Origin of the sequence: Microbacterium murale (assembly GCF_030815955.1) — a bacterium.
GTDB lineage: Bacteria > Actinomycetota > Actinomycetes > Actinomycetales > Microbacteriaceae > Microbacterium > Microbacterium murale_A.
Genome location: NZ_JAUSXK010000001.1, coordinates 2479356 through 2502506 on the forward strand (window position 1 = coordinate 2479356; position 23151 = coordinate 2502506).

General features: G+C 65.7%; 22 protein-coding genes. 9 read left to right on the forward strand and 13 right to left on the reverse strand.

Features of this window, described 5'->3' with window-relative positions; all coding sequences use genetic code 11:
- Window positions 1-60: 60 nt before the first annotated feature.
- From QFZ46_RS12030 to QFZ46_RS12050, 5 genes are all read right to left on the reverse strand, one after another.
- Window positions 61-1554 carry a CoA-acylating methylmalonate-semialdehyde dehydrogenase gene (locus tag QFZ46_RS12030; protein ID WP_307361747.1) on the reverse strand — a complete coding sequence of 498 codons (1494 nt, stop codon included), beginning with the start codon at window positions 1552-1554 and terminating at the stop codon, window positions 61-63.
- Window positions 1555-1584: 30 nt separating this feature from the next.
- Window positions 1585-2730, reverse strand: coding sequence for a zinc-binding dehydrogenase (locus QFZ46_RS12035; protein ID WP_307361748.1), 1146 nt, complete (start codon window positions 2728-2730; stop codon window positions 1585-1587).
- Between the two features lie 105 nt (window positions 2731-2835).
- Window positions 2836-3078: a hypothetical protein gene (locus QFZ46_RS12040; RefSeq protein WP_307361750.1), complete on the reverse strand. Its 243-nt coding sequence runs from the start codon at window positions 3076-3078 to the stop codon at window positions 2836-2838.
- A 31-nt stretch (window positions 3079-3109) separates the two neighbouring features.
- Window positions 3110-3661 carry a UGSC family (seleno)protein gene (locus QFZ46_RS12045; RefSeq protein WP_307361753.1) on the reverse strand — a complete coding sequence of 184 codons (552 nt, stop codon included), beginning with the start codon at window positions 3659-3661 and terminating at the stop codon, window positions 3110-3112.
- 46 nt (window positions 3662-3707) lie between these two features.
- Window positions 3708-5021, reverse strand: coding sequence for a Bcr/CflA family efflux MFS transporter (locus QFZ46_RS12050; protein WP_307361754.1), 1314 nt, complete (start codon window positions 5019-5021; stop codon window positions 3708-3710).
- 86 nt (window positions 5022-5107) lie between these two features.
- Here QFZ46_RS12050 and QFZ46_RS12055 point away from each other — a divergent pair, with 86 nt between their 5' ends.
- Entirely contained in the window at window positions 5108-6808 is a 1701-nt protein-coding gene (locus QFZ46_RS12055) for a dihydroxy-acid dehydratase (protein WP_307361757.1), read from the forward strand.
- Window positions 6805-8211, forward strand: coding sequence for an FAD-dependent oxidoreductase (locus QFZ46_RS12060; protein ID WP_307361759.1), 1407 nt, complete (start codon window positions 6805-6807; stop codon window positions 8209-8211). Before QFZ46_RS12055 ends, QFZ46_RS12060 begins: the two co-directional genes overlap by 4 nt.
- Window positions 8212-8228: 17 nt before the next feature.
- On the opposite strand, the gene QFZ46_RS12065 is transcribed toward QFZ46_RS12060, so the two are convergent.
- The 7 genes from QFZ46_RS12065 to QFZ46_RS12095 form a co-directional block, all read right to left on the reverse strand.
- Window positions 8229-9140 carry an IclR family transcriptional regulator domain-containing protein gene (locus tag QFZ46_RS12065; protein ID WP_307361761.1) on the reverse strand — a complete coding sequence of 304 codons (912 nt, stop codon included), beginning with the start codon at window positions 9138-9140 and terminating at the stop codon, window positions 8229-8231.
- A gap of 33 nt (window positions 9141-9173) precedes the next feature.
- On the reverse strand, window positions 9174-9971 hold the full coding sequence (locus tag QFZ46_RS12070; RefSeq protein ID WP_307361763.1) for an ABC transporter permease: 798 nt from the start codon (window positions 9969-9971) through the stop codon (window positions 9174-9176).
- Window positions 9971-10804, reverse strand: a complete 834-nt coding sequence (locus QFZ46_RS12075) for an ABC transporter ATP-binding protein (protein WP_307361764.1) — start codon at window positions 10802-10804, stop codon at window positions 9971-9973. Before QFZ46_RS12075 ends, QFZ46_RS12070 begins: the two co-directional genes overlap by 1 nt.
- 82 nt (window positions 10805-10886) lie before the next feature.
- The gene (locus QFZ46_RS12080) at window positions 10887-11984 is read right to left on the reverse strand and encodes an ABC transporter substrate-binding protein (protein ID WP_307361766.1); all 1098 of its coding nucleotides are present in this window, start codon (window positions 11982-11984) and stop codon (window positions 10887-10889) included.
- Between the two features lie 133 nt (window positions 11985-12117).
- Window positions 12118-12525, reverse strand: coding sequence for an aconitase X swivel domain-containing protein (locus QFZ46_RS12085; RefSeq protein ID WP_307361768.1), 408 nt, complete (start codon window positions 12523-12525; stop codon window positions 12118-12120).
- Window positions 12522-13802 carry an aconitase X catalytic domain-containing protein gene (locus QFZ46_RS12090; protein WP_307361770.1) on the reverse strand — a complete coding sequence of 427 codons (1281 nt, stop codon included), beginning with the start codon at window positions 13800-13802 and terminating at the stop codon, window positions 12522-12524. Before QFZ46_RS12090 ends, QFZ46_RS12085 begins: the two co-directional genes overlap by 4 nt.
- A gap of 32 nt (window positions 13803-13834) precedes the next feature.
- Window positions 13835-14938 carry a hypothetical protein gene (locus tag QFZ46_RS12095; protein ID WP_307361772.1) on the reverse strand — a complete coding sequence of 368 codons (1104 nt, stop codon included), beginning with the start codon at window positions 14936-14938 and terminating at the stop codon, window positions 13835-13837.
- Window positions 14939-15105: 167 nt separating this feature from the next.
- Here QFZ46_RS12095 and QFZ46_RS12100 point away from each other — a divergent pair, with 167 nt between their 5' ends.
- The 5 genes from QFZ46_RS12100 to QFZ46_RS12120 are packed head-to-tail and all read left to right on the forward strand — an operon-like array spanning window position 15106 to window position 20180.
- Window positions 15106-15591 (forward strand): MaoC family dehydratase, encoded by a 486-nt coding sequence (locus QFZ46_RS12100; RefSeq protein ID WP_307361774.1) that lies wholly within the window; start codon window positions 15106-15108, stop codon window positions 15589-15591.
- The gene (locus tag QFZ46_RS12105; RefSeq protein ID WP_307361777.1) at window positions 15588-16523 is read left to right on the forward strand and encodes an SDR family NAD(P)-dependent oxidoreductase; all 936 of its coding nucleotides are present in this window, start codon (window positions 15588-15590) and stop codon (window positions 16521-16523) included. Before QFZ46_RS12100 ends, QFZ46_RS12105 begins: the two co-directional genes overlap by 4 nt.
- Window positions 16520-18124 carry an AMP-binding protein gene (locus QFZ46_RS12110; RefSeq protein ID WP_307361779.1) on the forward strand — a complete coding sequence of 535 codons (1605 nt, stop codon included), beginning with the start codon at window positions 16520-16522 and terminating at the stop codon, window positions 18122-18124. Before QFZ46_RS12105 ends, QFZ46_RS12110 begins: the two co-directional genes overlap by 4 nt.
- Window positions 18121-18999, forward strand: coding sequence for an amidohydrolase family protein (locus tag QFZ46_RS12115; protein ID WP_307361780.1), 879 nt, complete (start codon window positions 18121-18123; stop codon window positions 18997-18999). Before QFZ46_RS12110 ends, QFZ46_RS12115 begins: the two co-directional genes overlap by 4 nt.
- Window positions 18999-20180 (forward strand): acyl-CoA dehydrogenase family protein, encoded by a 1182-nt coding sequence (locus tag QFZ46_RS12120; protein WP_307361783.1) that lies wholly within the window; start codon window positions 18999-19001, stop codon window positions 20178-20180. The genes QFZ46_RS12115 and QFZ46_RS12120 overlap by 1 nt, the downstream gene beginning before the upstream one ends.
- Before the next feature lie 47 nt (window positions 20181-20227).
- Here QFZ46_RS12120 and QFZ46_RS12125 read toward each other — a convergent pair whose 3' ends face one another.
- Window positions 20228-21025: an IclR family transcriptional regulator gene (locus QFZ46_RS12125; RefSeq protein WP_307361785.1), complete on the reverse strand. Its 798-nt coding sequence runs from the start codon at window positions 21023-21025 to the stop codon at window positions 20228-20230.
- A 196-nt stretch (window positions 21026-21221) separates the two neighbouring features.
- Between QFZ46_RS12125 and QFZ46_RS12130 the strand changes: the two genes are divergently transcribed.
- Together QFZ46_RS12130 and QFZ46_RS12135 are read left to right on the forward strand one after the other, a co-directional pair.
- The gene (locus QFZ46_RS12130; RefSeq protein WP_307361786.1) at window positions 21222-22205 is read left to right on the forward strand and encodes an amidohydrolase family protein; all 984 of its coding nucleotides are present in this window, start codon (window positions 21222-21224) and stop codon (window positions 22203-22205) included.
- A 57-nt stretch (window positions 22206-22262) separates the two neighbouring features.
- Entirely contained in the window at window positions 22263-23090 is an 828-nt protein-coding gene (locus tag QFZ46_RS12135; RefSeq protein ID WP_307361787.1) for an IclR family transcriptional regulator, read from the forward strand.
- Window positions 23091-23151: the final 61 nt, after the last annotated feature.

The following is a 23151-nucleotide window of genomic DNA, read 5'->3' on the forward strand; positions in this document are numbered from 1 at the left end:
TCAGAACGTGACGACGAAGCACTCAAGCGTCGAACCGCCGAGGACGATGGCGATGTGGATCTAGGCGTTCTGCGGGAAGCCGAGGTTGATGCCGCCGTGGCTCGGATCGGGCCAACGCGTGGTGACGGCCTTCTCTCGGGTGAAGAAGCGGAAACCCTCGCGACCATACGCCTTCGTGTCGCCGAAGGCGGATGCCTTCCAACCGCCGAAGGAATGGTAGGCCACCGGCACGGGGATGGGCACGTTCACCCCGATCATGCCGGCCTCGATCTCGTACTGGAACCGACGAGCGGCACCGCCGTCGTTCGTGAAGATCGCTGCGCCGTTGCCGAAGGCGCTGGCGTTGATCAGCTCGACGCCTGTCTCATAACTGTCGACGCGCACGATCGAGAGCACCGGACCGAAGATTTCATCTGTGTATGCGCGAGAGGTCGTGGGCACACGATCGAGCAACGTGGGGCCGAGCCAGAATCCGTTCGGGTCTCCATCGGGTTCGACCTCGCGGCCGTCCACGACCACCTCGGCGCCGTCCGCTGCAGCGATGTCGATGTATGACGCCACCCGGTCGCGATGTTCCCGCGTCACCAGCGGTCCCATGTCGCAGTCGCGACGGCCGTCGCCGATGCGCAGAGGACGCATCCGCGAGGTCACCTTCTCGATGAGGTCGTCTGCGACCGCTTCGACAACGACGGCGACCGAGATTGCCATGCAGCGCTCTCCCGCCGATCCGAAGCCGGCGTTGACCGCTGCGTCGGCGACCTGGTCGAGGTCGGCATCGGGGAGCACCAGCATGTGGTTCTTCGCTCCGCCCAGGGCTTGAACACGCTTGCCGTGGCCGGCTGCGGTCTCGTAGATGTAGCGCGCGATCGGCGTGGAGCCGACGAACGAGATCGATGCGACTTCGGGATGCTCGAGCAGAGCATCTACGGCCACCTTGTCGCCCTGCACCACGTTGAAGACGCCGGCTGGCAGGCCGGCCTCGTGCAGCAGCGCGGCGAGCCAGAGTGCGGCGGAGGGGTCCTTCTCGCTCGGTTTGAGGATGACGGTGTTGCCGGACGCGAGGGCCACGGGGAAGAACCACATCGGCACCATTGCCGGGAAGTTGAACGGGCTGATGATCGCCGCGATGCCGATCGGCTGGCGGAAAGAGTAGACGTCGACGCCTGTCGAGGCATTCAGCGAGTAGTCGCCCTTGAGCGCTTCGGGGAAGCCGAGTGCGAACTCAACGACTTCCTGGCCGCGGGCGATCTCACCGAGAGCATCCGAGACCACCTTGCCGTGCTCGGCGGTGATGATCTCGGCAAGCTCGCCTTTGCGTGCATCCAGCAGCTCACGAAACCGGAACAGGATCGTCTGCCGTCCCGCGATCGAAAGATCGCGCCAGGCGGGGAATGCCAGGGCTGCCGCACGGACGGCCGCGTCGACGTCGGCGGTCTCGGCCAGCACGACGGATCCGCTCTGTACGCCGGTGGCGGGATCGAACACCGCGCTCGTACGGCGGTCGGGCGTGTCGACGCGTGCACCATCGATCCAGTGGGGAATGCGGTTGGTCATCGGAACCTCTGCTTCTCGGTGATGATGTGATCAGTCCATGACAACGACGGCGCGGCCCGTGATCTCGCCGAGCGCGAGAGCCCGGTAAGCGGCGTCGGCGTCATCGAGTGTGTAGTGCCGCGTGACGACCCCCTCGGCATCGAAGTGCCCATCGACGGCCAACTGGACCACCGCAGGCAGGTCCACGCGGGTGCGTGCACCGAACGATCCGGTCACCGTGTAGCCGCGCCGCACCAGCGGTGTGATCTCGATCTCGGCGGTCGCGGTGCCGGCGGCGATGCCGATCGCGACCATGCGGCCGCCGTCGGCGAGGATGTCGATCGCTTGACGGAAGGTTGCCGGGTGCCCGAGGGCTTCGAACGAGACGTCGACACCGCGTCCGTCGGTCAGGGTGCGGACCTCTGTTCTCACGTCGACGCTGCGCGAGTTCACGGTATGGGTCGCGCCGAGTCGGAGGGCCGCTTCGAGCTTCTCGTCCGATACGTCGATAGCGATGATCGGGTTGGCTCCGGCGGCCTTGGCGATCTGCAACACCCCGCTGCCGACGCCGCCGACGGCGGTGATCGCAACGGACTCGCCCCGCTCGACGTGCCCGGCACGGTGGACGGCGCCGTAGGACGTGAATGCGGCGCAGCCGAGGATCGCGGATGACACCGGGTCAAGTCCGTCGGCGAGTCTGGTGAGTGCGGAGATGGGAACCACGGAGTATTCAGCCAGGCCGCCCATGGAGTACATGGCCAGGAACGAGCCGTCGGGAAGGGCGAGCCGGCTGGTGCCGTCGTAGAGGGTTCCGCGCAGGCGATTCTGGCCGAAGAAGTTCGCACAGAGGTCATCGCGACCGCGCGCGCAGTCATCGCATTCGGTACAGGGCATGATGAAGGCGCCCACGACTGCATCGCCCGCGCTCAGTCCATTGGTGTCAGCGGTGCCCCCGCCGAACGACACCACGGTGCCGCTGATCTCGTGGCCCAGGACCGCTGGACGCGGAAAGGCGACTTCGCCCTTGATGACGTGAAGGTCGGTGTGACATACGCCGCAGGCGGTGACCTTCACAAGTGCCTCGCCTGCCTGTGGCGTCGGTACTGCGATCCGCACGATCTCGAGTTCGGGGCGATCAGTTCTTAGAACTGCGGCCTTCATCGTCGTGGGCAACGCAGTCGTCTCGTCCGTGTGCACGTCAGCACGTCTCCTATCGGTGGGCCACGGTCAGCCTGAGGTGTGCATCGGGTGCAGTCGCGCGAGGCCGGTCAGCGCCCAGTCGTCTTGGTGAGCTCTTGGCGCTCAATGGCTCCCGGGGAGTTCGACGTGGTCGAGTTCGTAGCCGGTCGGGTCGAGCGCTTTCGCCATGATGCTGGTCATGACCGGCAGGGGCACGAGGCAGTCCTCGCACGCGCCGTCGCTCGCATCGATCTTGACGACGACCTTGTCGCCCCCGACCTCCGACCAAGTGAGCAGGTAGCCATCCGTCGCCATCATCTCGCGAAACGAAGCGAGGGCGTGGTCTACGGATACGGTCGTACTCATGATGATCTCCTTGGTTCTCGAATGTCGGTAGTCAGACGATTTCGGTGACGCCGAGGATGCGCAGAGCATCCGGCACGGCTTGGTCGGCCCGTCCGCGGATGTGCTCCACGTCCAGGCTCGCGACGGGGTGCTGCACCATGACGAACTGGAACCCTGGGAAGCCCTGCACATCGGCCATCGCCTGACCTGACATGGCGAAAGAGTCGGACGTGATGCTCACGGTGGGGATGCCGGCGCGCTCGAACAGGATGCCGTCTGCCACGGTCGCCGCACTGCATGAGCCGCAGTCGCCGACCGCGGTGATGACGATATCGACCTCGGAGACGATCTGCCGGAAGAGTTCGTCCTTGACCGGCGTGCCGAAGTAGTCCTTGACGTAGTGCTTGATCTCGCCGATGCCGTAGTCGCGCTTGAGGTCGGCTGCGATCTCGTCGAGCAGCAATGTCGAGTTCGGCTTCGTGTTGTCGAGTAGCCCGACGGTGAGCCCCTTCAGCGTCACCGGGCGCGGAGAAAGCGTGCTGTCGTTCGCGCCCTCGGCTGCGCCGGTCGGGTCGAGAAGTGCTTCGCGCATCGAGGTGGTCATCCGGTTCCTCCGTGTATCGCCGCGACCCGTCGTGGACCGCCGACTTCTACAGTGCCCCACCGCCGAGGGGTGCCGCAGGAGGGTTTTCATCTGCCGGAAGACTGCGCGGAGCACGACCTTCATGAAACCGCGCGAACCGGCTCGCAGCGAAGCTCAGCACGAAGCACGCGAGCATCCCGACCGTCATCGGCAGCGCCGTATGCGGTCCCGCGAACCCTCCGATCGGGCCCGCGAACGCACCGAACGCGAACTGGATGCACCCCATCAACGCAGCACCCGATCCTGCGGCGAACGGCGTGCGGCCCAGGGCGAGCGTCGTCGCATTCGCCATCACGCCGGCGACTCCCGCACAGCCGATAGCGATCAGCGACACGTAGACGGGCACGTTGAGGGCGTCAACGATCGTCACGACGACGAGCAGCGCGGACGCCGCCATCGCCACCGCAAGATCGATCAGCAGCATTCGTCGCGGGCCGTACCGCGTCGAGAGCGGGGCATTCATCCACCCTCCCGCGAAGACAGCGAGCCCGTATGCCATGAACATGAGCCAGAAGCCCCACACATCGACGCCGAGCACATCCTGCGCGACGAACGACGAGGCGTTCACGTAGATCGTGAGACCGGCGAAGATGAAAGCCATCGTCAGAAGGAACCCGACGTAGACGGGGTCGCGCAGCAAGCGCCCGTACATGGCGCCCATGCCGATGGCGCTGAACGCGGCACGTCGGTGCAGTGGAAGACTCTCTGGAACACCGACGATCGCCAGCACCAGAAAGGCCGTGCTCGCGATGACCGTGCCGACGAGGATCGAGCGCCAGCCCGAGACCTGCAGCAATACGGTGCCCGAGAACGAGGCGATCAGCGGCCCTGCCGCGAGTGTGCCCATGAGCAGGCTGTAGGCGCGCGATATCTGCGGCCCGACACCGATATCGGCGACGATCGCGCGCACCACAACGACGCCAGCCGCAGCCCCGAGGCCCTGCAGCACGCGGCTCGCGATCAACAGCTCGAGGGTCGGAGCGAGAGCAACGAAGACGCTTGCTGCCGTGAGCACGGCGAAAGCAAGCAGCAGGACGCGGCGTCTACCCAGGCTGTCGGAGAGAGCCCCGACGATGAGCTGGCCGACCGCGACGCCGGCGAAGAACGCGGTGAGGCTGATCTGAACGCCGACGATGCTCGTACCAAGGTCGTCGGCCATGATGCCGAGCGCTGGGAGATACATGCTCGCGACGATCGGGTTGAGGGTCATCAGCGCGCAGAGCACGGCGAGTAGTCCATGCGTGAGTCGAGGGGCTCCTGCTCCATCGAACTGTCCGCGTGATCGCACCTGCACCTCCTCGGCCTGGTCAGATGTACGCATTGCGACTTTGCGCCCGCAATGCGTACACTGGCATCCTCGCATCGATCTTGCTCTTTCGGATTAATCGGTGCGACGAGAGGACGACGATGCCCACGCTCCGCAGCAACCTTCCGCCGACGTCGGCGCTCGCGATCGCGCGACGCGCGCACTACACGGCGCTCGGTATTCCGAAAGCCGATTGGGAGAAGCCCAAGGTCGCGATCGTCAACACATCGTCAGAGCTCGCCGCGTGTTTCTCGCACCTCGACGACGTCGCCGCGCGGCTCAAGGTCGAGCTGCGTGACGCCGGACTGCTTCCGTTCGAGATCCGCACGACCGCGCCGAGCGACTTCGTGACGAGCGCAGGCCGTGCCGGCCGCTACATCCTGCCGAGCCGCGACCTGATAGTCGATGACATCGAAGCCGCTGTCGAAGGTGCGAAGCTCGACGCGATGATCTGTCTGTCCTCCTGCGACAAGACGACGCCCGCGCATCTCATGGCCGCGGGGCGCCTCGACATCCCCACGATCATCATCCCCTGCGGCTACCAGCATTCCGGTCTCGCCGAAGGCCGTGAGGCCGACATCGAAGAGATCTTCCTGCACGCTTCGAAGGCTGCAGTCACGGGAGAGTCGACCGATGCGCTCGAGGTGCTCGCCGAAGACGCGATCCTCGGCCCCGGCGTGTGCGCGGGTCTCGCAACCGCCAACTCGATGCACATCCTTGCTGAGGCGCTCGGCATGGCGATGCCCCGCTCTGCTCCCGTGCGAGCCTTGAGCGCTCCGATGTGGGACACGGTGCGGCGCTCCGCTCAGGCGCTCGCCGCGCTGATCGACAACGATGTGCGCCCGCGGCAGATCATCACCGAGGGCTCGGTGCGCAACGCCGCCCGCGCGATGCTCGCGATCGGCGGCTCAATGAACACCATCAAGCATCTGCAGGCGATCGCCATCGAATCCGGCCTCGACGTCGACGTATGGGAGATGTACCGGTCGCTCGGCCGTGAGACCCCGCTGCTGTGTTCGGTGCGACCCAATGGCCCCCGACTCACGGAGGAGTTCGAGGACGCCGGAGGCGGCGCCACGATCATCCGCGAGCTGCTACCGCTGCTCGACGGCGCTCAGCTCACCGTTTCGGGGGCGACCATCGCCGAGAACTCCGCGCTCGCCAAGCCTGCCGACGGCGATGTCATCCGGTCGATCGACGATCCGTTCGGCACTGATCCGGCGATCAGCGTGCTCAAAGGCACGCTGGCGCCAGGAGGCGCCGTCGCCAAGCGACCGGTTCCCGATCCGGGGCCGCATGTCTTCCGGGGCCCGGCTCGCGTCTTCGGCACCCGTGAAGAGGCGATCGCAGGCATCTCCAGCGGACGCCTACGCGAAGGCGATGTCGCGGTCATCCGCGGCATCGGCGTGACCGGCGCACCCGGTCTCGGGCTGACGTCGGCGTTCATCTTCGCGCTCCACGCGCGCGGGCTCGCTCAGAGCGTCGCGCTCGTGACTGACGGTCAGTTCTCCGGCCTCGTGAACCAAGGCATGACAGTCGGCGAGGTCTCTCCTGAAGCAGCGAGTCCCGGTTCACCGCTCGGTCGTGTGCGCGATGACGACCTGATCGAGATCGACGTCAAGCGAGGAGCTGTCGATCTGCTGGTCGACGATGCCGAACTCGCGGCCCGCCCTGATTACGTCCCGCCCGCAGATCGTGACACGGGTGGCGGGTATCTCGAACAGTACGAGGCGCTCGTGCAGCCCCTGTCCTGCGGCGCCGTCCTCTGCGCCCGACCGTGTCCTTCGAAGGAGATCGCATGACCAGCAACGACACAGCCGGCCCGAACCGCGCCACCGAGCAGCCGCGGACCCTTCGCGAACCCGCTCGCGACATCCCCATCATCGGCGAGTACGACGTGGTCGTCATCGGCGGCGGCCCCGCCGGCCTCATGGCAGCGACCGCCGCCTCGCGCGCCGGACGCTCGACCCTGCTCATCGAGAAGTACGGCTTTCTCGGCGGTGCCGGCACTATGGGTGGTCTCGCGACCTTCTGCGGCATGCACGCTCGCGCGTACGGCACCGACTTCCAGTCGGTGCACGGCTACGCCGATGAGCTGCTCGATCGGATGCGGGTCATGGATGGCCTGAACGATGTGCACCTATCGGTCGACGATCGGATCCAGGCCCTCTCGTACGACATCTCCGCGCTCAAGATCGCTGCCGACGAACTCGTTGTGGCGGGGGGCACCGAGCTCCTGTTCCACACCTCCGTCGTCGACGTGTCGATGCGTGACGACAGCACGATCGACGCCGTCATCATCGAATCGAAGTCGGGACGCGGTGCGGTGCGCGGCCGGTTCTTCATCGACGGCTCCGGCGATGCGGACATCGCTGCCTGGTCGGGTGCGCCGTTCGAAGTGAGTGAACACCTCATGTACCCCTCACTCATGTTCCGCATCAACGGAGTGCACCCCGCCGAGGCGGGGGAAGCGTGGAAGACCGTCCGTCGTCTCATGGAAGAAGCCGAAGCCACCGGTACGCACTCGTTCCCACGTAAGAAACCGATCGTGCGCCCGCAGCGCAATCCTCTCGAGTGGCGGTCGAACCTCACGCAGCTCTCCAACGAAGACGGCTCAGCCGTCGATGGCACCAACGTGCACCAGTTGACACGAGGAGAGCTCCAGGGCCGTCAGCAGGTGAAGGACACCTTCGCCTTCATCAAACAGGTCACTCCGGGCTTCCAGGACTCGTACGTCGTCGACATCGCCCCGTCGATCGGCATCCGAGAGACCCGGCGCCTCGTCGGCTCCTATCAGCTCACGCAAGAGGATGTGCTGGAGTGCCGTGACTTCGATGACACGATCGGTGTCAACGGGTGGCCCGTCGAGGCGCACGTCGTCGGTGACGTCGCGTTCAAGTTCGCGCCGGTTGACTCGCGCGGGTTCAACCAGCTTCCCTATCGGATGCTGGTGCCACAGGTCGTCGGCAACCTCCTCGTCGCCGGACGCGCAGCTTCGATGACACAGGGCGGCCAATCATCCGGTCGGGTCACCGGCCCGTGCTTCGTCATGGGTCAGGCAGCGGGCACCGCGGCCGACCTCGCACTCGCGGGGGACGGCACGGGTTCGGGTGTCGACGTTCCGGCGCTGCAGAAGCGTCTCGTGACCGAGGGTGCGTACTTGGGGACCCGGCTCCCCGAGGGGATCACCGTCGCCGTCGCCTGAGCGCCGGCGGTGGCGGTTCACCGCTCGCTCGCCCGGAACAGTTGCGGGTTGGCATTCCGGTACGCGCTCGCGATCTCGATTGCCGCCGAGAGCAGGCGCGGCAGCACGATGTCGCGCAGGCTCTCTGGGGTCTCGCGCACCGTCGTCGACGACACGCCGAGTCCGCCGACGGCGCGATCGCCGACGAGAATCGGCACAGCGACGGCAACCCGGCCGGGATGCAGTTCTTCGATCGAGATGTCGTAGCCGCGCCCGCGTACGAGGTCTATGCGCGCACGCAATCCGTCCGCATCCGTCACTGTTGCGGGGGTGAGTCTCTCGAGCGGGTGCGTGGCGAGAATCATGTCGAGCTCGGCATCCGGAAGCTGGGCGAGCAGCACCTTGCCGATCGCCGTCGCGTGCGCGGGGAGTCGTTGACCGATGCGCACCGAATCAGGCAGGGGCCGGCGGTCTTCGACTCGAGCGATGTGGATGACGTCCATGCCGTCGAGCACGCCGATGCTGCACGTTTCCCCGGTGCGCTCGACGACGTCGAGCATGTAGCCATACGAGATCTCAGGCAACGACGACGACGCGAAGTAGCCCGAACCGAGCTCGAGAATGCGCGGGGTGAGGCTCCAGAGTCCGCCTGCCGACTCTGCGTAGCCGAGGTGGGCGAAGGTCAACATGATGCGGCGCACGACCGGTCGTGCGAGATCGACGCGCACCGCGATCTCGGCGATACTCAGTGAACCCTGCCGGCCGTTGAAGGCCCGCAAGACCTCCACTCCGCGCTCAATGCTCTGAATCCGATCACGTGATCTGTCGTCCGGCATGTCCCACCCGTCCTCTGGCGGACGCTCTGCGTCCAGCGGGACCATTCTAGAGACATGCGGTGCCCAGCCCGCGCGACGCGACGATGGGGGACGCGCTGCCACAGGTTCATCCATGAACGACCTCTCGAGCTGTGAGGCGAGGTCCGGTCACGCCATCGTGTCGCGCAGTCCGTAAACGGACTCGTGCCAGGGGATGAAGAATCGTTTCAGCTCATTGACGATGAGGTAAAGAACGAGACCGAGAAGCGACAGCCAGAGGATGAGCGCGAATGTGAGCGCCGCATCGAGTTGGTTCATGCTCGAAACGACGAGGAAACCGAGTCCCTGACTACCTGCGATGTACTCGCCGACGATCGCACCCGTTGTTGCGAGCACGATGCCCACCTCCATGCCGGCGAACAGATAAGGCTGAACGCTTCGCATCTCGAGCTGCAGAAGCGTCTGCCATCGCGTCGCGTTCAGGCTCTTCATCACCTCGCGCTGTCCCTGCTCGACCGAACGCACGCCCAGAAGCATGTTGAGCATGATGGGAAAGAACGCCAGAAGCGCGGAAAGCCAGATCTTCGAGGTGATTCCGAATCCGAACCAGATCACGAACAGCGGGATGAACGCGACCTTCGGCGCCACCTGGGTGATCACGATGAGGGGGCGGACGCTCGCCTCGAGCCATGGCAGCTTGCCGAGCAGAACGCCGACGACGACACCCGTGACCACCGCGATCGCGAAGCCGATGAGGATCTCGGAGAGTGTGGTGAGGGTGTGGGACCAGATGTCGGGGGCCGAGAACAACCCCATGAATTTTTCGCCGACTGCACCCGGAGGCGGGAACAGGAACGGGTTCACCTGCCCGATGGAGACGACGAGCTGCCAGATGACGACTATGACCACGACGAGCACGGGCGTCACGACCCAGGGCAGGACACGCATGACCTTCTGGCGGCTCATCAGTTCTCCTCGTCAATGTCGTGGCGGAGGTTCCGCACGATCTCGTTGAATTCCGGTGTCGTCGTGGAGTCGACCGTGCGCGGTTTCGGCTCGACGACCGGCAGCACTTGGCGCACTCGACCCGGTCGCGGCGTCATGTGCACAACTCGATCGGCGAGGAACACCGCCTCCGGGATGTCATGGGTGACGAAGACGACTGTCGACTTGGTCTCGAGCACGATGCGCTGCAGTTCGAGGTTCATACGCTCGCGGGTGAGCGCGTCCAATGCGCCGAACGGCTCGTCCATGAGGAGGAGATCTGGTTCGGTCGACAGCGAGCGCGCGATCGCGGCTCGCTGGCGCATCCCGCCGGAGAGTTCGCGTGGGTACGACTTCTCGAATCCACCGAGGCCGACGAGCTCTGCAAGCTCGGAGGCGCGTGCCCGACGATCCTGCTTGCCAGCGCCTCGCAGCTTCATCGGGAGAGCGATGTTGTCGAGTACCGAGAGCCAAGGGAACAGGTTGCTCTCCTGGAAGACGAAGCCGAGCTTCGTGATGGCCGACTCGTCCACCGTCGATCCCCGCCACAGGTTGTTGCCGTCGACCTCGATCGTTCCAGCACTGGGTGCGAGCAGGCCACCGATCATTCGCAGCAGTGTCGTCTTGCCGCACCCCGACCGCCCGATCAGTGCGACGAACTCACCGCGCTGAATGCTCAGATCAACGCCCGAGACAGCGTGGGTGGTACCGGACCTGGTGGCGAAGTCGCGTCCGAGGCCTTGGATGTGCAGTCGGGGAACAGCGTCCGTTGCGCCCGTGGTGGGTGCAGGCGGTGTCGGAGTCTGTGTGCTCATGATGGGCATCGTCGCCTCTCGTTGTCAGGGAGAAGGTGTGGCCCCACCGCATGCGCGGGGCCACACCCGGGATGGGTCGAGGTCAGTTGGCCGGAAGCAGGTCGCTCGTGATCCAGGCCGACGGATCACCACCGCCCTCGAGCAGGCCGCCGTCGACGTACGCGTCGTAGATGTCCGTCCAGTAGTCGTCATCGTTCTCGAGCAGGCCGACGGTTCCCGTCGAGTCGATCCACGTCTCGGTCGTGTAGGTCTCGAGAGCCTGAACCGCGATCGCGTCGTCTTTCAAGGCTGCGAAGTCCCAGTCACCGCTGTCGCGCAGGGTGGCCAGCACATTCGCGAAGTCATTCTCCCGATCGTCGATGAGCTCCTGTGTCGCTTCCTTGATCGCAGCGAGGAAGCGTTCGATGTCTTCGACCTGGCCGGGGTCTTCAAGATTCGACTTCGTCGTGATCCAGACCTGGCGCTCTGGAGCGTCGACCAGACCCGCGGGGCTGGAGACGGCATCCTCATTCTGCTCGACGATGCCGATCGATGTGTCGAGGCTGACGACGTAGCCGTCGAGCTGCCCCTGCTTCACCAGCTCGTATGTGGCCGCCGTCACCGGCACCGCCTGTCGGGTGACCGAATCACGCGGTACGTCGGCGTCGTCGAGGGCGAAGTTGAGCATCTTCTCGCTCGTACCGCCGACCGAACCGAGGCCGATCACTTTGCCTTCCATGTCCTCTGCGGACTCGATCGGGTTCTCCTTGGTTGAAATGACGCGCAGATTGCTGCGGTATGCCATCGTGCCGACGCCCACGATGGGCTGACCCGATTCCATTCCGGGCAGGACGTCGACGGTACTCACCCGGGTGATCGGTGTGGCACCGCCGAGCAAGGTCTGGATCGCCGCAGAGGTGCCCTGCACCGGTTGCAGTTGAACGTCGAGACCGTGCTCTTCGAATATTCCGGCGGAGTATGCGTACATCTCGGGTGTGAACGTGAACGACTGGAGCGGGAGGAACGACACCACCACGATCTTGTCGAGTTGCGCCGGGGCTTCCCCTCCCTCTGTCGCGGGTGCGCTGTCTGCACCCGCGCACCCGGTCAGCGCGAGCGATGCCGCGATAAGCACGGCTGCCGCTGCCCGAAGGCGCGAGCGGGAGGACCAGGGGCTGTGTTTCTGCGCTGCTATGGGCATTTTCGACTCCTGTGTCGGATCGTCCTGTCCGCAACTCTGCGGTCGGTCGGATCAGTCTGCCGACCATGCTTCGCGAAGGAAACACGTCTTTTTACTGGATGAAATCAGTCGGCGAAACTGATGACCGCGCAGATCATTGAAGCACTGTTACGACACCGGTGTTCCCGTCGACACGCAGCAGGTCCCCGGTGCGAACCACGTCAAGCGGATTCGGTGCAGCCTCGACGACCGTGGGCACCCGGGTGACGATCGCCCCCAGTACGGCCTTGGTCGTGACGACGTTGAAGACCATCGCGGCAGGGGCGGTGCCCATGAGCCGCGTCGACTGGAAGAAGCCCGACCAACCCGATGAGCCCTTCGCCCCAGGGAACACGAGGACCTTGCCCGTGAAGCACACGCCGAACAGCTCGTGCCGCGGTTCGATCACCGTGCCGGTCGCCACATCGATCCCGCCGAATCCTGAGATCGGGTCGTGTGTGACGAGCGCTTCCGCCTCGACGACACCGGGCACGATTCCGCGGCCGCGCAGTTCCACCGTCATGCGAGCTCCCCACGCCACCGGCCGGTGATGGCGGCATCCACGCACTCGTCGAGTGTGCCGAACCAGGCTTCGATGCCGAGAATCGCCGGCAGGTAGTGGGCCTGCTTGGCTGAGTCTGTTGCGAACACGCGCGTGCCAGGAGGTGCCGCACGCGACATCGCCGGGCAGGAGTCGGTCAGCACCTTGCCGCCGGCGCGCATGATCGTCTGCGTGTATCCGTTGCGGTCTGCCATCGTGCGCAGGGCCCGCGGTGTCATGACCCAGAGTTCGGTTCCTTCGTGAAGCCGCCGTCCCTCGAGCAGATGGGCGACCTGCGCGACCTGGTCGAGTGAGGCATGCGGGCAGCCGAGCAGAATGAAATCGACGTCATCACTGTCGCCTTGCGCGTTCAGCGTCTCGTACGCCCAGCGTCGCTCGGCATCGCCGTAGCGGATCGCCTCCGGCACCGTTCCTCCACCGAACGCGGCCTCGAGTGTGGGAGCTTCAGGGGTGATTCCTGGGATGTGGTAGATCTCGACTCCGCCGGATGTCGCGGTTGCGGCTCCGAAGTGCTTGAGGTCGGCGAGGTCGGGCTGAGCCAAGGACCCGACGATCGCCGGCCGCGCTTCTTGCACGACTTCGCCGACGTAGTAGCCCAGGAGCCCCCACTCCTGGAAGGTGTCTATGCTCGTGTCGGCCTGGAGAAGATGTGTCGCATAGCGATTCTCGGTGAGGTGATTGCCCCAGTACGGAATCTTGCCCGTGAGTGCCGCGGCCCCGGTGGAGGCGCCGCCTTCGCAGTTGGTCCGCGCACCGAGAACCGAATTCGCGTATACGACGGCCGAGGACTCCATCCACGCGACGTGTTCGCCACGCACGGGGAGGTTGCCCACCTGGTAGGGAGTGCACGTGGCCAGAACGTTGACGCCGCGCTCCGAGTAGTAGGACTCCGCGTCGGCCTGCAGTTCGATCGACTGCTTCGAATAGCTCGTCAGCCCGTCCGCGTCGTCCGAGAAACCGTGCTGCAGCTGGCACGTGGGCACTTTCATGCGAGGGATCTCGAAGTCGTCGTCGCTGTCGAGATTGATGACGGCGTATGCCTTGGCCCAGCCCTTCTCGCGCACCAGCTGGGCCTTCGCCGGCGACGGCTGGGTCATCGTTCCCGCCACATTGCGCGTATCCACGAGACGCTCTGCTCCGAGGGCGTCACCGTAGCGGATGAGCAGGTCCATCGCGGCCGCGACGGCGTCGCCCTCCACGCCGTCGCGCATCGAGCTCTCTTCATCCGTGAGCTTCATCGCTCCTCCTCGGGCCGTGTCGCGAGGTCCTGTTACGCCTCGATCTTGGTGGACGAGAACGGGATCGCGCGAGGCGGGTTGAGCGTGAAGACCTCGACGACGGCCGAGACTCCGGCATTGTCGGCACCCGCGACGATGATCTGCACGTTCGTGGGGTGGCTGAGCAACCGCACCCGATCCGGCGTATCGGTGCTGCTCGCCGTGTCCGACGTCGAGTCCGGGTGGTTGGCAGGCAGCCGCCAACGAGTCTTGTTGGACAGTGCTTCTTTACCCACCCGTGCCAGGTCTTCGCGATCGCGGACGGCGTTCTCGAAGATGAATGCACGCAGATCATCCTTGCTCCAGCCCGCGTTCGCGAACATCGCGGCGTGCTCGGGCACGAGCACGAGCAACGTCGACGTGTACTCGTGGATGAGTGCGCCGGTACGACAGATCGTGTCGACGAAGTCGAGGGCGAGTTGCTCGGGAACCATCGTGTGGCGTGCCTCGATGTGCACGACGGAGCGGATGACGAACATCGTCGCAACGCTGTCGTCAGCATCGAACCCATGCTCGAGCGCGAACGACGGCCACGGACTCTGTTCTTCGTTCTCACCTATGACTGCGGTGTATTTGGAGGGGTTTCCCTGCGTGGCCTGGTCGAGTCCGTGCGGGTTGAGACCGAATACGTTGATGAGGCCGAGGCGAACGGCACGCCCGATCGTGGCGTTCGATCGGAACCCTGAGCCGAAGATGTTGCCGCGGCTGTTGATGTCGATTTCGCCTCGGACAGGACCGTTGACGACGAGGAACGGTGCGGTACCGGTCGTCGACTGCCAGATGCCGCGGGCGGGGTGCGGCTCTTTCGCGACGGACTCCCACGCGGCGATCACGACAGGCAGGTACTCCGGTCTGCATCCGGCGAGCGCAGCGTTGAGCGCTGCGAGCCGCACTGTGATGCTGCGGTTGAGGTGGGCGACGGTGAACAGCACCTCGTTCGGGTCGCGCGTGACGGTTGCGAGGAACTCCGCGAGGTAGGACTCCGTCACCGGCACGACAGGCAGCCCATCGGTCCACTCGTTGTCCCAGTAATAGTCGAGCGCCGTGCGGATCTCGTCCGAATCGACTTCGTGCGTGCTGGATACCGTGACAGACATGCGTGCAACTCCTTCGTATCCGCGGGGACCCACCCTGCGGGGTGCAAGCAATCTCGCATACGCCCGGTCGGGGCGTCGGTCCCGGTTTCACTGGTCGAAAAGCTTCGTGTCGCGACGTCTCCGACACGGCAGGATGGCCAGAGTCCCCTCAGGTAAGGAAGCCGGAAATGACAGACAACTCCTCCACGGCCGCAGAGATGACGCGCGTGTTCACCACGATCGATGAGGTCGGCGACGTCACCGGGCGCGAATTCGGTCCCTCGACGTGGCGCGCCATCCCGCAGGAGGACATCGATCTCTACGCGCAGCTGTCCGGCGATGACAACCCGATTCACGTCGATGCTGAAGTCGCAGCGAGATCGCAGTTCGGCGGACGCATCGCTCACGGGATGCTGACTCTGACGATGGTGGTTCCGCACCTGCGGGAGATCTACCGGGTCACGGGAACGACGACTGGCATCGTCTACGGTTTCAACAAGATCAGATTCCCCACCGCCGTACCGTCGGGCGCGAACATCCGCGTGCGCGGCACGGTCGCACAGGTTGAAGAGGTACCGGGGGGCTGGCAGGTGACCCTCGCCCTCGCCTTCGAGGTGGAGGGCGCGTCCAAGCCGGCAGTGGTTGCCGAACTAGTGCTCAGGCACTACCGGTGAGCCGCGTGAACGCCGCCGCCGATATCCGGCTCGACGGCCGGGTCGCGATCGTGACGGGCGCGGGCCGGAGCCTCGGGCGTGCCTATGCGATAGCTCTCGCCGAAGCGGGCGCAGCTGTTGTCGTCAACGACGTCGACGCAGCATCCGCGGCCGATGCCGTGGCCGAGATCACAGACCGCGGCGGCACCGCGGTCGTATCGATCGGCCCCGTCGGGTCGGCCGAGACCGCTGAGCAGCTGGTTGAGGACGCCGTCACGGCGTTCGGACGGCTGGATGTGCTCGTCGCCAACGCGGGCGTGCTGCGCGACCGCGTGCTGTGGAAGATGTCCGACGACGACTTCGACGCGGTGGTCGCGACCCACCTGCGTGGCACGTTCACCACAGGTCGCGCCGCCGCCATCCGGATGCGCGAACAAGGCGAGGGAGGGCGTCTGATCGTGATCGGCTCGCCCGCCGGGCAACTCGGATCGTTCGGTCAGACCAACTACGCGGCCGTGAAGTCGGGTCTGGTGGCGATGGCACGAACCTGGTCGCTCGAGCTCGCCCGCGCCGGCATCACAGCCAACGCCGTCATTCCGGTCGCCATGTCACCTATGACCGGCACGATCCCCGCGTATTCCGAGCTGTACGAGCGCTACCTCGCGGGTGAGCCGATTCCGAGAGAGATCCGACGCGAAAAGGGGCTGGGCAGTCCCGAGGATGTCGCGCCGCTCATCGTCTGGCTCGCCTCGGACAGGTCGCAGTCGGTGACCGGCCAGGCGATCGGCATCGGCGGAGACAGGATTTCGCTGTACTCGCACCCCACGGTGCTCGACGAAGAGTATTCCGACGGTGGGTGGAGCGCCGCCGGCATCGACAGGGCGTGGCACGAGCGCTTCGCCGCGCAGGCGCAACCATCCGGCCCGCGATCCCGTACGGAGGAAGCCCAGTGACCCGTATCCACTACTCGGACCTCTGGCAGGGCATCGCACGCGAGCTGCCAGAGCGCACGGCGATCATCACTCGGGACAGCGAGATGACCTGGTCGCAGTTCAGCACCGAATCCAGCGCGCTGGCCCGTTACTTCATCGAGGAATGCGGGCTGCAGACAGGCGACGCCGCGGCGACTCTCCTGTACAACCGCCCGGAGTTCCTGACCTTCACCTGGGCGTGCCTGGCCACCGGTGTCGCCCCCGTCGCGCTGAACTACCGCTACACGGCCGGCGAGGTGCGTGCCCTCCTCATCGACTCCGACTCGAAGGTGCTCGTCGCCCCGGCATCGTTCGCCGCGATCGCGATCGAGGCGACTGCCGGGCTCGGCATCCCGATCGTCGTCATCGACGACAACGACGACGCCACGATACCCGGCGCCGTGCGTTACGAAGACATCGTCGCCGGCGGAGGCTCGATGCCCGCCGAGGCCCCAGCGGGCGCCGACCTGCGGCTGTACACCGGCGGTACGACGGGCACCCCGAAGGCAGTGGTGTGGGATCTCGACACGCTGCTGGAAGCGCGGCGACAATCCACCTGGGGCGTCACCGGGATCGAACCTCCGAAGACTCTCGAAGACGCGATCGCCATAGCCGTCGATCCCGAAACCCCGAAGGTCGTGACTCTGCCGATGAGTCCGATGCTGCATGGAACCGCGCAATCGATGACGATGGGTACCCTCGCTCTGGGCGGCACGGTCGTGCTGCACGCCCGTCCGAGCATGGACGTCGCAGAGGCCTATCGCCTCATGAGCGAGCACCGCGCGACGCGGCTCATCGTTGCTGGTGACGCGCTCGCGCTGCCGCTCTCTGAAATCGCGGAGCTGAACGGCGGACTCCCGCACGTTCGGTGGATCTTCTCGTCAGGCATGCGGTTCAGCGACGACGTGAAGCACCGCCTGCACTCCCTGGGTGACCTCGAGATCATCGACCTGCTCGCATCAAGCGAAGGCGGCCCGTTCGCGTTCGGCATCACGAAGAGCATCGATGACCTGCCAGCGCGTCTCGCGCTCACCCCCGGTGCGGTGCTGCTCGACGAGCAGCACAACGAAGTCCCGCTCGAGGCGGGGGCCCTCGGCATCCTCGGTTTTCGAGGAGTGCTGCCGAAAGGTTATTACGGAGACCCGGTCAAGACTGCGAAGACGTTCCTGCAGATCCGTGGCCAGCGCTACGTCGTTCCCGGAGACTGGGCACGCTCGAACGGCGACGGAACGATCGATCTTCTCGGCCGTCTCTCCGCGGTGGTGAACACGGGCGGCGAGAAGGTGTTCCCCACCGAGGTCGAGCAGGTTCTGCTCGACCATCCGAGTGTCGGCGACGCGATCGTCTTCGGGTTGCCGCATCCGCGTTTCGGCGAAGCTGTGAGTGCCATGGTCTCACCCGCTGAGGGAGCCGAGATCGAGCCCGCCGATCTGCTCGAGTTCGTCGGCGAGCGTCTCGCCGGTTTCAAGAAGCCGCGGCACCTGTTCGTGCGCGCGAGCCTCGACCGATCCCTCACGGGCAAGATCGAACTCGCCAGAGTGAAAGAGGACGCGATGCGTGAACTGCAGGAGCTGGACGCATGAGCCCGACCCCCGGATTCGACCCGGACAAGTTGACTGCGATCGATGTGCACGTGCATGTGTCCGTCGACTCCACCGGCCGCACGGCATCACCTCCCGCGCTCACCGAGGCACTCGCGAAGTACTTCAAGAGCACCGAGAAGCCGCGCGATGTCGATGCGACCGCGGCGTACTACCGTGAGCGCCGGATGGGTGCGGTGGTGTTCACGGTCGATGCGACGACGAACCTCGGCCATGCCCCGAACAGCGTCGACGAGATCGTGGAGGGTGCCGCGCGCAACTCCGACGTGCTCATCCCGTTCGGCAGCGTCGACCCGCTGCAGGGCGAAGCCGCAGTGGAGGAGGCACGCCGTCAGGCGGCGATCGGTGTGCGGGGTTTCAAGTTCCACCCGACCGTGCAGGCGTTCGATCCGTCCGACCCCGCGTACACGCCGCTGTTCGGCGCCATCGAAGAACTGGGCCTGCCGATCATCGTGCACACCGGGCAGACCGGTGCCGGCGCTCAGCTGGCCGGCGGGTGGGGCTTCCGTCTCGGCCTGTCGAATCCGATGCTGCTCGATGACCTTGCGGCGCGGCATCCCGAGATGCAGATCGTCATGGCTCACCCGAGCGTTCCGTGGCAGGATGAGCAGCTTTCCGTGGCAACGCACAAGGGCAACGTGTGGATCGAGCTCTCGGGCTGGTCCGCGAAGTACTTCGCGCCGTCCCTCGTGCGCGCCGCGCGCACCTATCTCAACGGGAAGACTCTGTTCGGCTCGGATCTCCCCGCGCTGACGCCCGATCGCTGGCTCGACGATTTCGCGAAGCTCGAATTCCCGGATACCGCAGTCCAAGCCATCGTCAAGGACAATGCCGTGCGCCTCCTCGGGCTGCGCTGATGTCCGTCGCCCCGCCGACGGATCTGCTCGGTTACGTCGATGAACTGCTGACGCTGTCAGAGCGCGCGAAGCTCCAGGCGTTGCGCGACCTCCTCGAGAAGCGCGCGCGTCCGCACCTTGCCGACTGGTGGGAAGCAGGTGAGTCTCCTGCGCACCTTCGGGGCGAACTCGCCGCGCTGCACCTGGAGGACGACCCCGCACTGCTCGACGCCGACGGTCGCCTGAGTCCCGCATACGTGGGATTCAAACACTTCGAGTTCCAGCGATTCGACGCGTCGATCGCGACGCTGTACGGGGGACAGGTCGGCATGTTCCGCACCGTCGTGCGCGAGGGGGGATCAGCCGAGCAGGTGGCGCGTCTTGATCCGCGCATCCCCTCGTTCGAACTCACCGGATGCTTCGCGCTCACCGAACCCGACCACGGGTCGGATGTCGCGAACGGCATGGAGACGACAGCGACGAGGGACGGCGAAACCTGGCACCTCACCGGGCGCAAGCGATGGATCGGCAACGCCGCGCTCTCCGATGTTCTGCTCGTGGTGGCGAAGGACGCCGCAGACGGCGCTGCGAAGGCTTTTCTCGTGCCGAGGGAGTCTCCCGGAGTGACCATCACCGACATCCGCGGCAAGATCGCGCTGCGCATGGTGCGAAGCGGCGACATCACTATCGACGACGTGCAGGTGCCCGAGTCGGATCGACTGCAGCGCATCAATTCGTTCAGTGACGTCTCCGCCATCCTCGCCCAACTGCGGTACGTGATCGGCTGGAATGCGGCAGGCATGCAGATCGGCGCCTACGAAGCAGCCCTTCGCTATGCGCTCGCTCGGCACCAGTTCGGGCGACCGATCGCAGGCTTCCAACTCATTCAAGAGAAACTCACGCGAATGCTGGGCAACGCGACTTCGACTCTCGCTTTCGCGGTACGACTGACCGACCTGAAGACGCGCGGCGAACTCACCGAATCCGTTGCTGCGCTGGCGAAGACCTGGGCAGCCGATCGCGTGCGCGAGACCGTCGCGCTGGGTAGGGAGATCGCGGGTGCCGAGGGCATCCGCGTCGACCACGACCTCGCCCGGTACTTCACCGATGCTGAAGCGGTATACACCTACGAGGGCACGCATGAGATGAACTCGCTCATCGTCGGTCGCGCGATCACCGGTCTATCGGCTTTCACAAGGTGATCAGCACTCGGAGCTGCTGAGGAGGGTGCCATGAAGCCTGGCCCTGCTCATTCAGCGAGGTCACCGAAGCCGGCGGCGGCGAGCGAGCGCGAGATCGACGTCGCTGTCAGACGGATCAGGTGCACCATGCCGCGCAGATCGCCCGTGCCCACGGGGTACGAAAGCGAGACTGCGGCGATGACAGAGCCATCGACTCCCCGGACAGGTGCCGACACGGCGATACTCTCGAGGTCGACCTGCCGATCGCTCACTGCATAGCCGGCGCGCTGGATGTCGAGGAGTACCCGCTCGAGCTCCGTCCGGTCGGTGTATGTGTACGGGGTGAACGCGACCAGCTCGCCCGCGAGCACCTCCTCCCGGATGTGCCGCGGTGCGTAGGCGAGCAGCACCTGCCCGATCGCAGTGATGTGCAGGTCGTAGCGGTCGCCGACGACGGGTCGACGCGGCGTGGTGCGGGGGTTGTGAAACCGCTCGATCGAGACCAGTTCGGTGCCCTCGCGGATGGCGAGGTGCGTCGCGAAGCCCGTCGTCTCGTAAAGGTCGAGGAGATAGGGACGCGCATACCGCTGCAGGCCGACTGAGCGCGGTGCACGGGACGCCACTTCCCACAGCCGGAGGCCTACGCGGTAGCGGCTGTCTGCATCACGCTCGAGCGCACCCCATTCGGTGAGGCGCTGCACGATGCGATAGCACGTGGCAATCGGCAATCCACTGTTCCGGCTGATGTCTGACAGTGCCTGACGCGCGCGATGGCCCTGGAAAGTGCCGAGGATGGACAGCGCCCGATCCACGACGGAGCGAGACCCGGCTTCGGGATCGAGGACCTTCACTGGCGCCATCGTCATCACAACAGGATACTCCCGTTTGTACGCTTTGACACCTATCAGTACGCTGAGCGTTCATTTTCATGCGAGATAGCTTCGGATCGTCTTCCACCAGGTGGAAGGGTCGGATGCTTCGACCTCGGCGCAGTCGGAGAGTGGAGGCGCCGGCCGACGGACAGGTCTCAACCAGTCGGATAGGTCTCAACGAGGAGGACGCATGATCATCGATGCCCATGCCCATGCAATTCCGGGGACCTTTCCTCCGCGGGACGGGTTTCCCGCGATGGAGTCGATCGATGCCGACACCGCGAGGACGCTCGTGTTCGGCACCACCCGGTTCCGAGCCCGAGCAACGTTCTTCGATGCCGAGAGCCGCATCGACGCGATGGACGCCTCGGGGGTCGATCAAGAGATCGTCTCGCCGATGCCGCCACTCCTGAACACCGGAATCGAGGCGTCTCTCGGACGGGAGATCTCGCGCTACGTCAACGAATCGATGGCCGAGATCGTCGCCGCCGGCGGCGGCCGCATCCACGGACTCGGAATGGTGGCGCTCCAGGATCCCGATTCCGCCGCTGCGGAGCTCGACACCGTCAGAGAACTCGGGCTCCGCGGAGTCGAAGTGCCGTCGAATGTGCGAGGGGTCGCGATCGGCGACGCCCGGTTCGCCGAGTTCTTCCGGGAGATCGACCGGCTCGGGCTCTCGGTGTTCATTCACGCGTTGCCCCGCGCCGACGAGCCGGAGCTGCCCCCGCACCTTCGAGCGTCGATCGGCGTCGGCATCGAAGGAGCGCGCGCCGCGTCCTCGTTGCTCTTCGGAGGCATGGCAGACAGTTGCCGGCTCGAGCGTGTGCTCTTCAGTCACGCGGCCGGCGGGCTTCCACTCATGCTGGCGCGTGCCGACTACTTCTGGTCACAGCAGCACGTCGACTCCCGACCTGCAGCGGCGCCCAGCACGGTGGCACGGCGCTTCTTCTACGATTCGATGCTCTTCGACTCGAAGGGGCTCCGCTTCTGCATCGACTACCTCGGCGCAGACCGCATGGTGCTCGGCACCGACTTCCCCGCCATGGCTCGACCCGGCGTGCTCGGCTCGACCCTGGAGGGTCTTGAACTGTCGGACCACGACGCCAGGCGCATCGAGTCCGTCAACGCGCTGGCGTTCCTCGATCTTGCTGAGGCGCTGGCCGACGCGGCATGACGACACCGGCGAAGACTCGGTGAGGACCGCACTGGCACGAGAGAAGGGTGAGCCCGCATGGTTCTGGAGGCAGAGATGGAGCACGAGAACGGGAAGCGCACCGCGGCCGCGCGGGCCCTCGCGGTGCTGGGAGCCTTCTCGCAGGGCGGAGGCGCGCTCACTCTGACGGAGATCAGCAGATACGCCGATCTGTCGTTGACGACAGCGCATCGGCTCGCGCACGAAGTGCTCGAGTGGGGCGGTCTCGAACTGGACGATGAGGGGCGCTACCGTCTCAGCCGGAAGATCCTGGATCTCGCCTCGTCCTCGACTCGGGCGCTGCGCCTGCGCGAAAGCGCGCTCCCGCACATTTCCGACCTGCATCGGCTGACCGGTCTGACCGTGCATCTCGGGGTGCGTGACGGCGGCGACGTGATGTACCTCGAGGCGCTGCGCCCGCACTCCAACTACTCCGGGGAGAACCGCATGGGCGGACGGATGCCGTTGCATGTGACGGCCACGGGGCTCGCGCTGCTCGCTTACGCCGAACCGGCGTTCGTGGATGAGTACCTCAGTCGTCCGCTGAAGAGATTCACCCCGCATACGCTCGCGGATCCGGACTCCGTCCGTGCGGCGCTGGAGACCGCGAGGCGCAACAGGTTCGCCCTGGTGAGCCAGACGATCTCGCTGGGTGCGGGGGCAGTGGCCGCTCCGGTGTTCGGCGAGGACGGGAGCGTGGAGACCGTGGTCGGCGTCGTGCACCTCATCGGGCGTGACGACCCGGCCAAACTCATCGATCCGGTGCGTGCAGCGGCCACCCGCGTCGGGCATGCGCTCGCCGAGCGCCGTACCCGGCCTCACCCGCGCACGGTCGACTTCAACCGGCGCAGCGCCGGGTTCTTCTGAAACCCGTCGGGCCGCCATCTGCGACCGACCTTCCGCCCGGCGGAACCGGGCATAGGGACAT

Bases quoted from the DNA above. Each gene is read 5' to 3' on its own strand.
- QFZ46_RS12065 (WP_307361761.1), bottom strand. From the start codon at position 9,140: ATGGATGAACCTGTGGCAGCGCGTCCCCCATCGTCGCGTCGCGCGGGC.
- QFZ46_RS12030 (WP_307361747.1), bottom strand. From the start codon at position 1,554: ATGACCAACCGCATTCCCCACTGGATCGATGGTGCACGCGTCGACACG.
- QFZ46_RS12055 (WP_307361757.1), top strand. From the start codon at position 5,108: ATGCCCACGCTCCGCAGCAACCTTCCGCCGACGTCGGCGCTCGCGATC.
- QFZ46_RS12125 (WP_307361785.1), bottom strand. From the start codon at position 21,025: ATGACGATGGCGCCAGTGAAGGTCCTCGATCCCGAAGCCGGGTCTCGC.
- QFZ46_RS12085 (WP_307361768.1), bottom strand. From the start codon at position 12,525: ATGACGGTGGAACTGCGCGGCCGCGGAATCGTGCCCGGTGTCGTCGAG.
- QFZ46_RS12050 (WP_307361754.1), bottom strand. From the start codon at position 5,021: ATGCGTACATCTGACCAGGCCGAGGAGGTGCAGGTGCGATCACGCGGA.
- QFZ46_RS12070 (WP_307361763.1), bottom strand. From the start codon at position 9,971: ATGAGCCGCCAGAAGGTCATGCGTGTCCTGCCCTGGGTCGTGACGCCC.
- QFZ46_RS12095 (WP_307361772.1), bottom strand. From the start codon at position 14,938: ATGTCTGTCACGGTATCCAGCACGCACGAAGTCGATTCGGACGAGATC.
- QFZ46_RS12090 (WP_307361770.1), bottom strand. From the start codon at position 13,802: ATGAAGCTCACGGATGAAGAGAGCTCGATGCGCGACGGCGTGGAGGGC.
- QFZ46_RS12080 (WP_307361766.1), bottom strand. From the start codon at position 11,984: ATGCCCATAGCAGCGCAGAAACACAGCCCCTGGTCCTCCCGCTCGCGC.
- QFZ46_RS12115 (WP_307361780.1), top strand. From the start codon at position 18,121: ATGAGCCCGACCCCCGGATTCGACCCGGACAAGTTGACTGCGATCGAT.
- QFZ46_RS12135 (WP_307361787.1), top strand. From the start codon at position 22,263: ATGGTTCTGGAGGCAGAGATGGAGCACGAGAACGGGAAGCGCACCGCG.
- QFZ46_RS12045 (WP_307361753.1), bottom strand. From the start codon at position 3,661: ATGACCACCTCGATGCGCGAAGCACTTCTCGACCCGACCGGCGCAGCC.
- QFZ46_RS12075 (WP_307361764.1), bottom strand. From the start codon at position 10,804: ATGAGCACACAGACTCCGACACCGCCTGCACCCACCACGGGCGCAACG.
- QFZ46_RS12130 (WP_307361786.1), top strand. From the start codon at position 21,222: ATGATCATCGATGCCCATGCCCATGCAATTCCGGGGACCTTTCCTCCG.
- QFZ46_RS12120 (WP_307361783.1), top strand. From the start codon at position 18,999: ATGTCCGTCGCCCCGCCGACGGATCTGCTCGGTTACGTCGATGAACTG.
- QFZ46_RS12040 (WP_307361750.1), bottom strand. From the start codon at position 3,078: ATGAGTACGACCGTATCCGTAGACCACGCCCTCGCTTCGTTTCGCGAG.
- QFZ46_RS12100 (WP_307361774.1), top strand. From the start codon at position 15,106: ATGACAGACAACTCCTCCACGGCCGCAGAGATGACGCGCGTGTTCACC.
- QFZ46_RS12060 (WP_307361759.1), top strand. From the start codon at position 6,805: ATGACCAGCAACGACACAGCCGGCCCGAACCGCGCCACCGAGCAGCCG.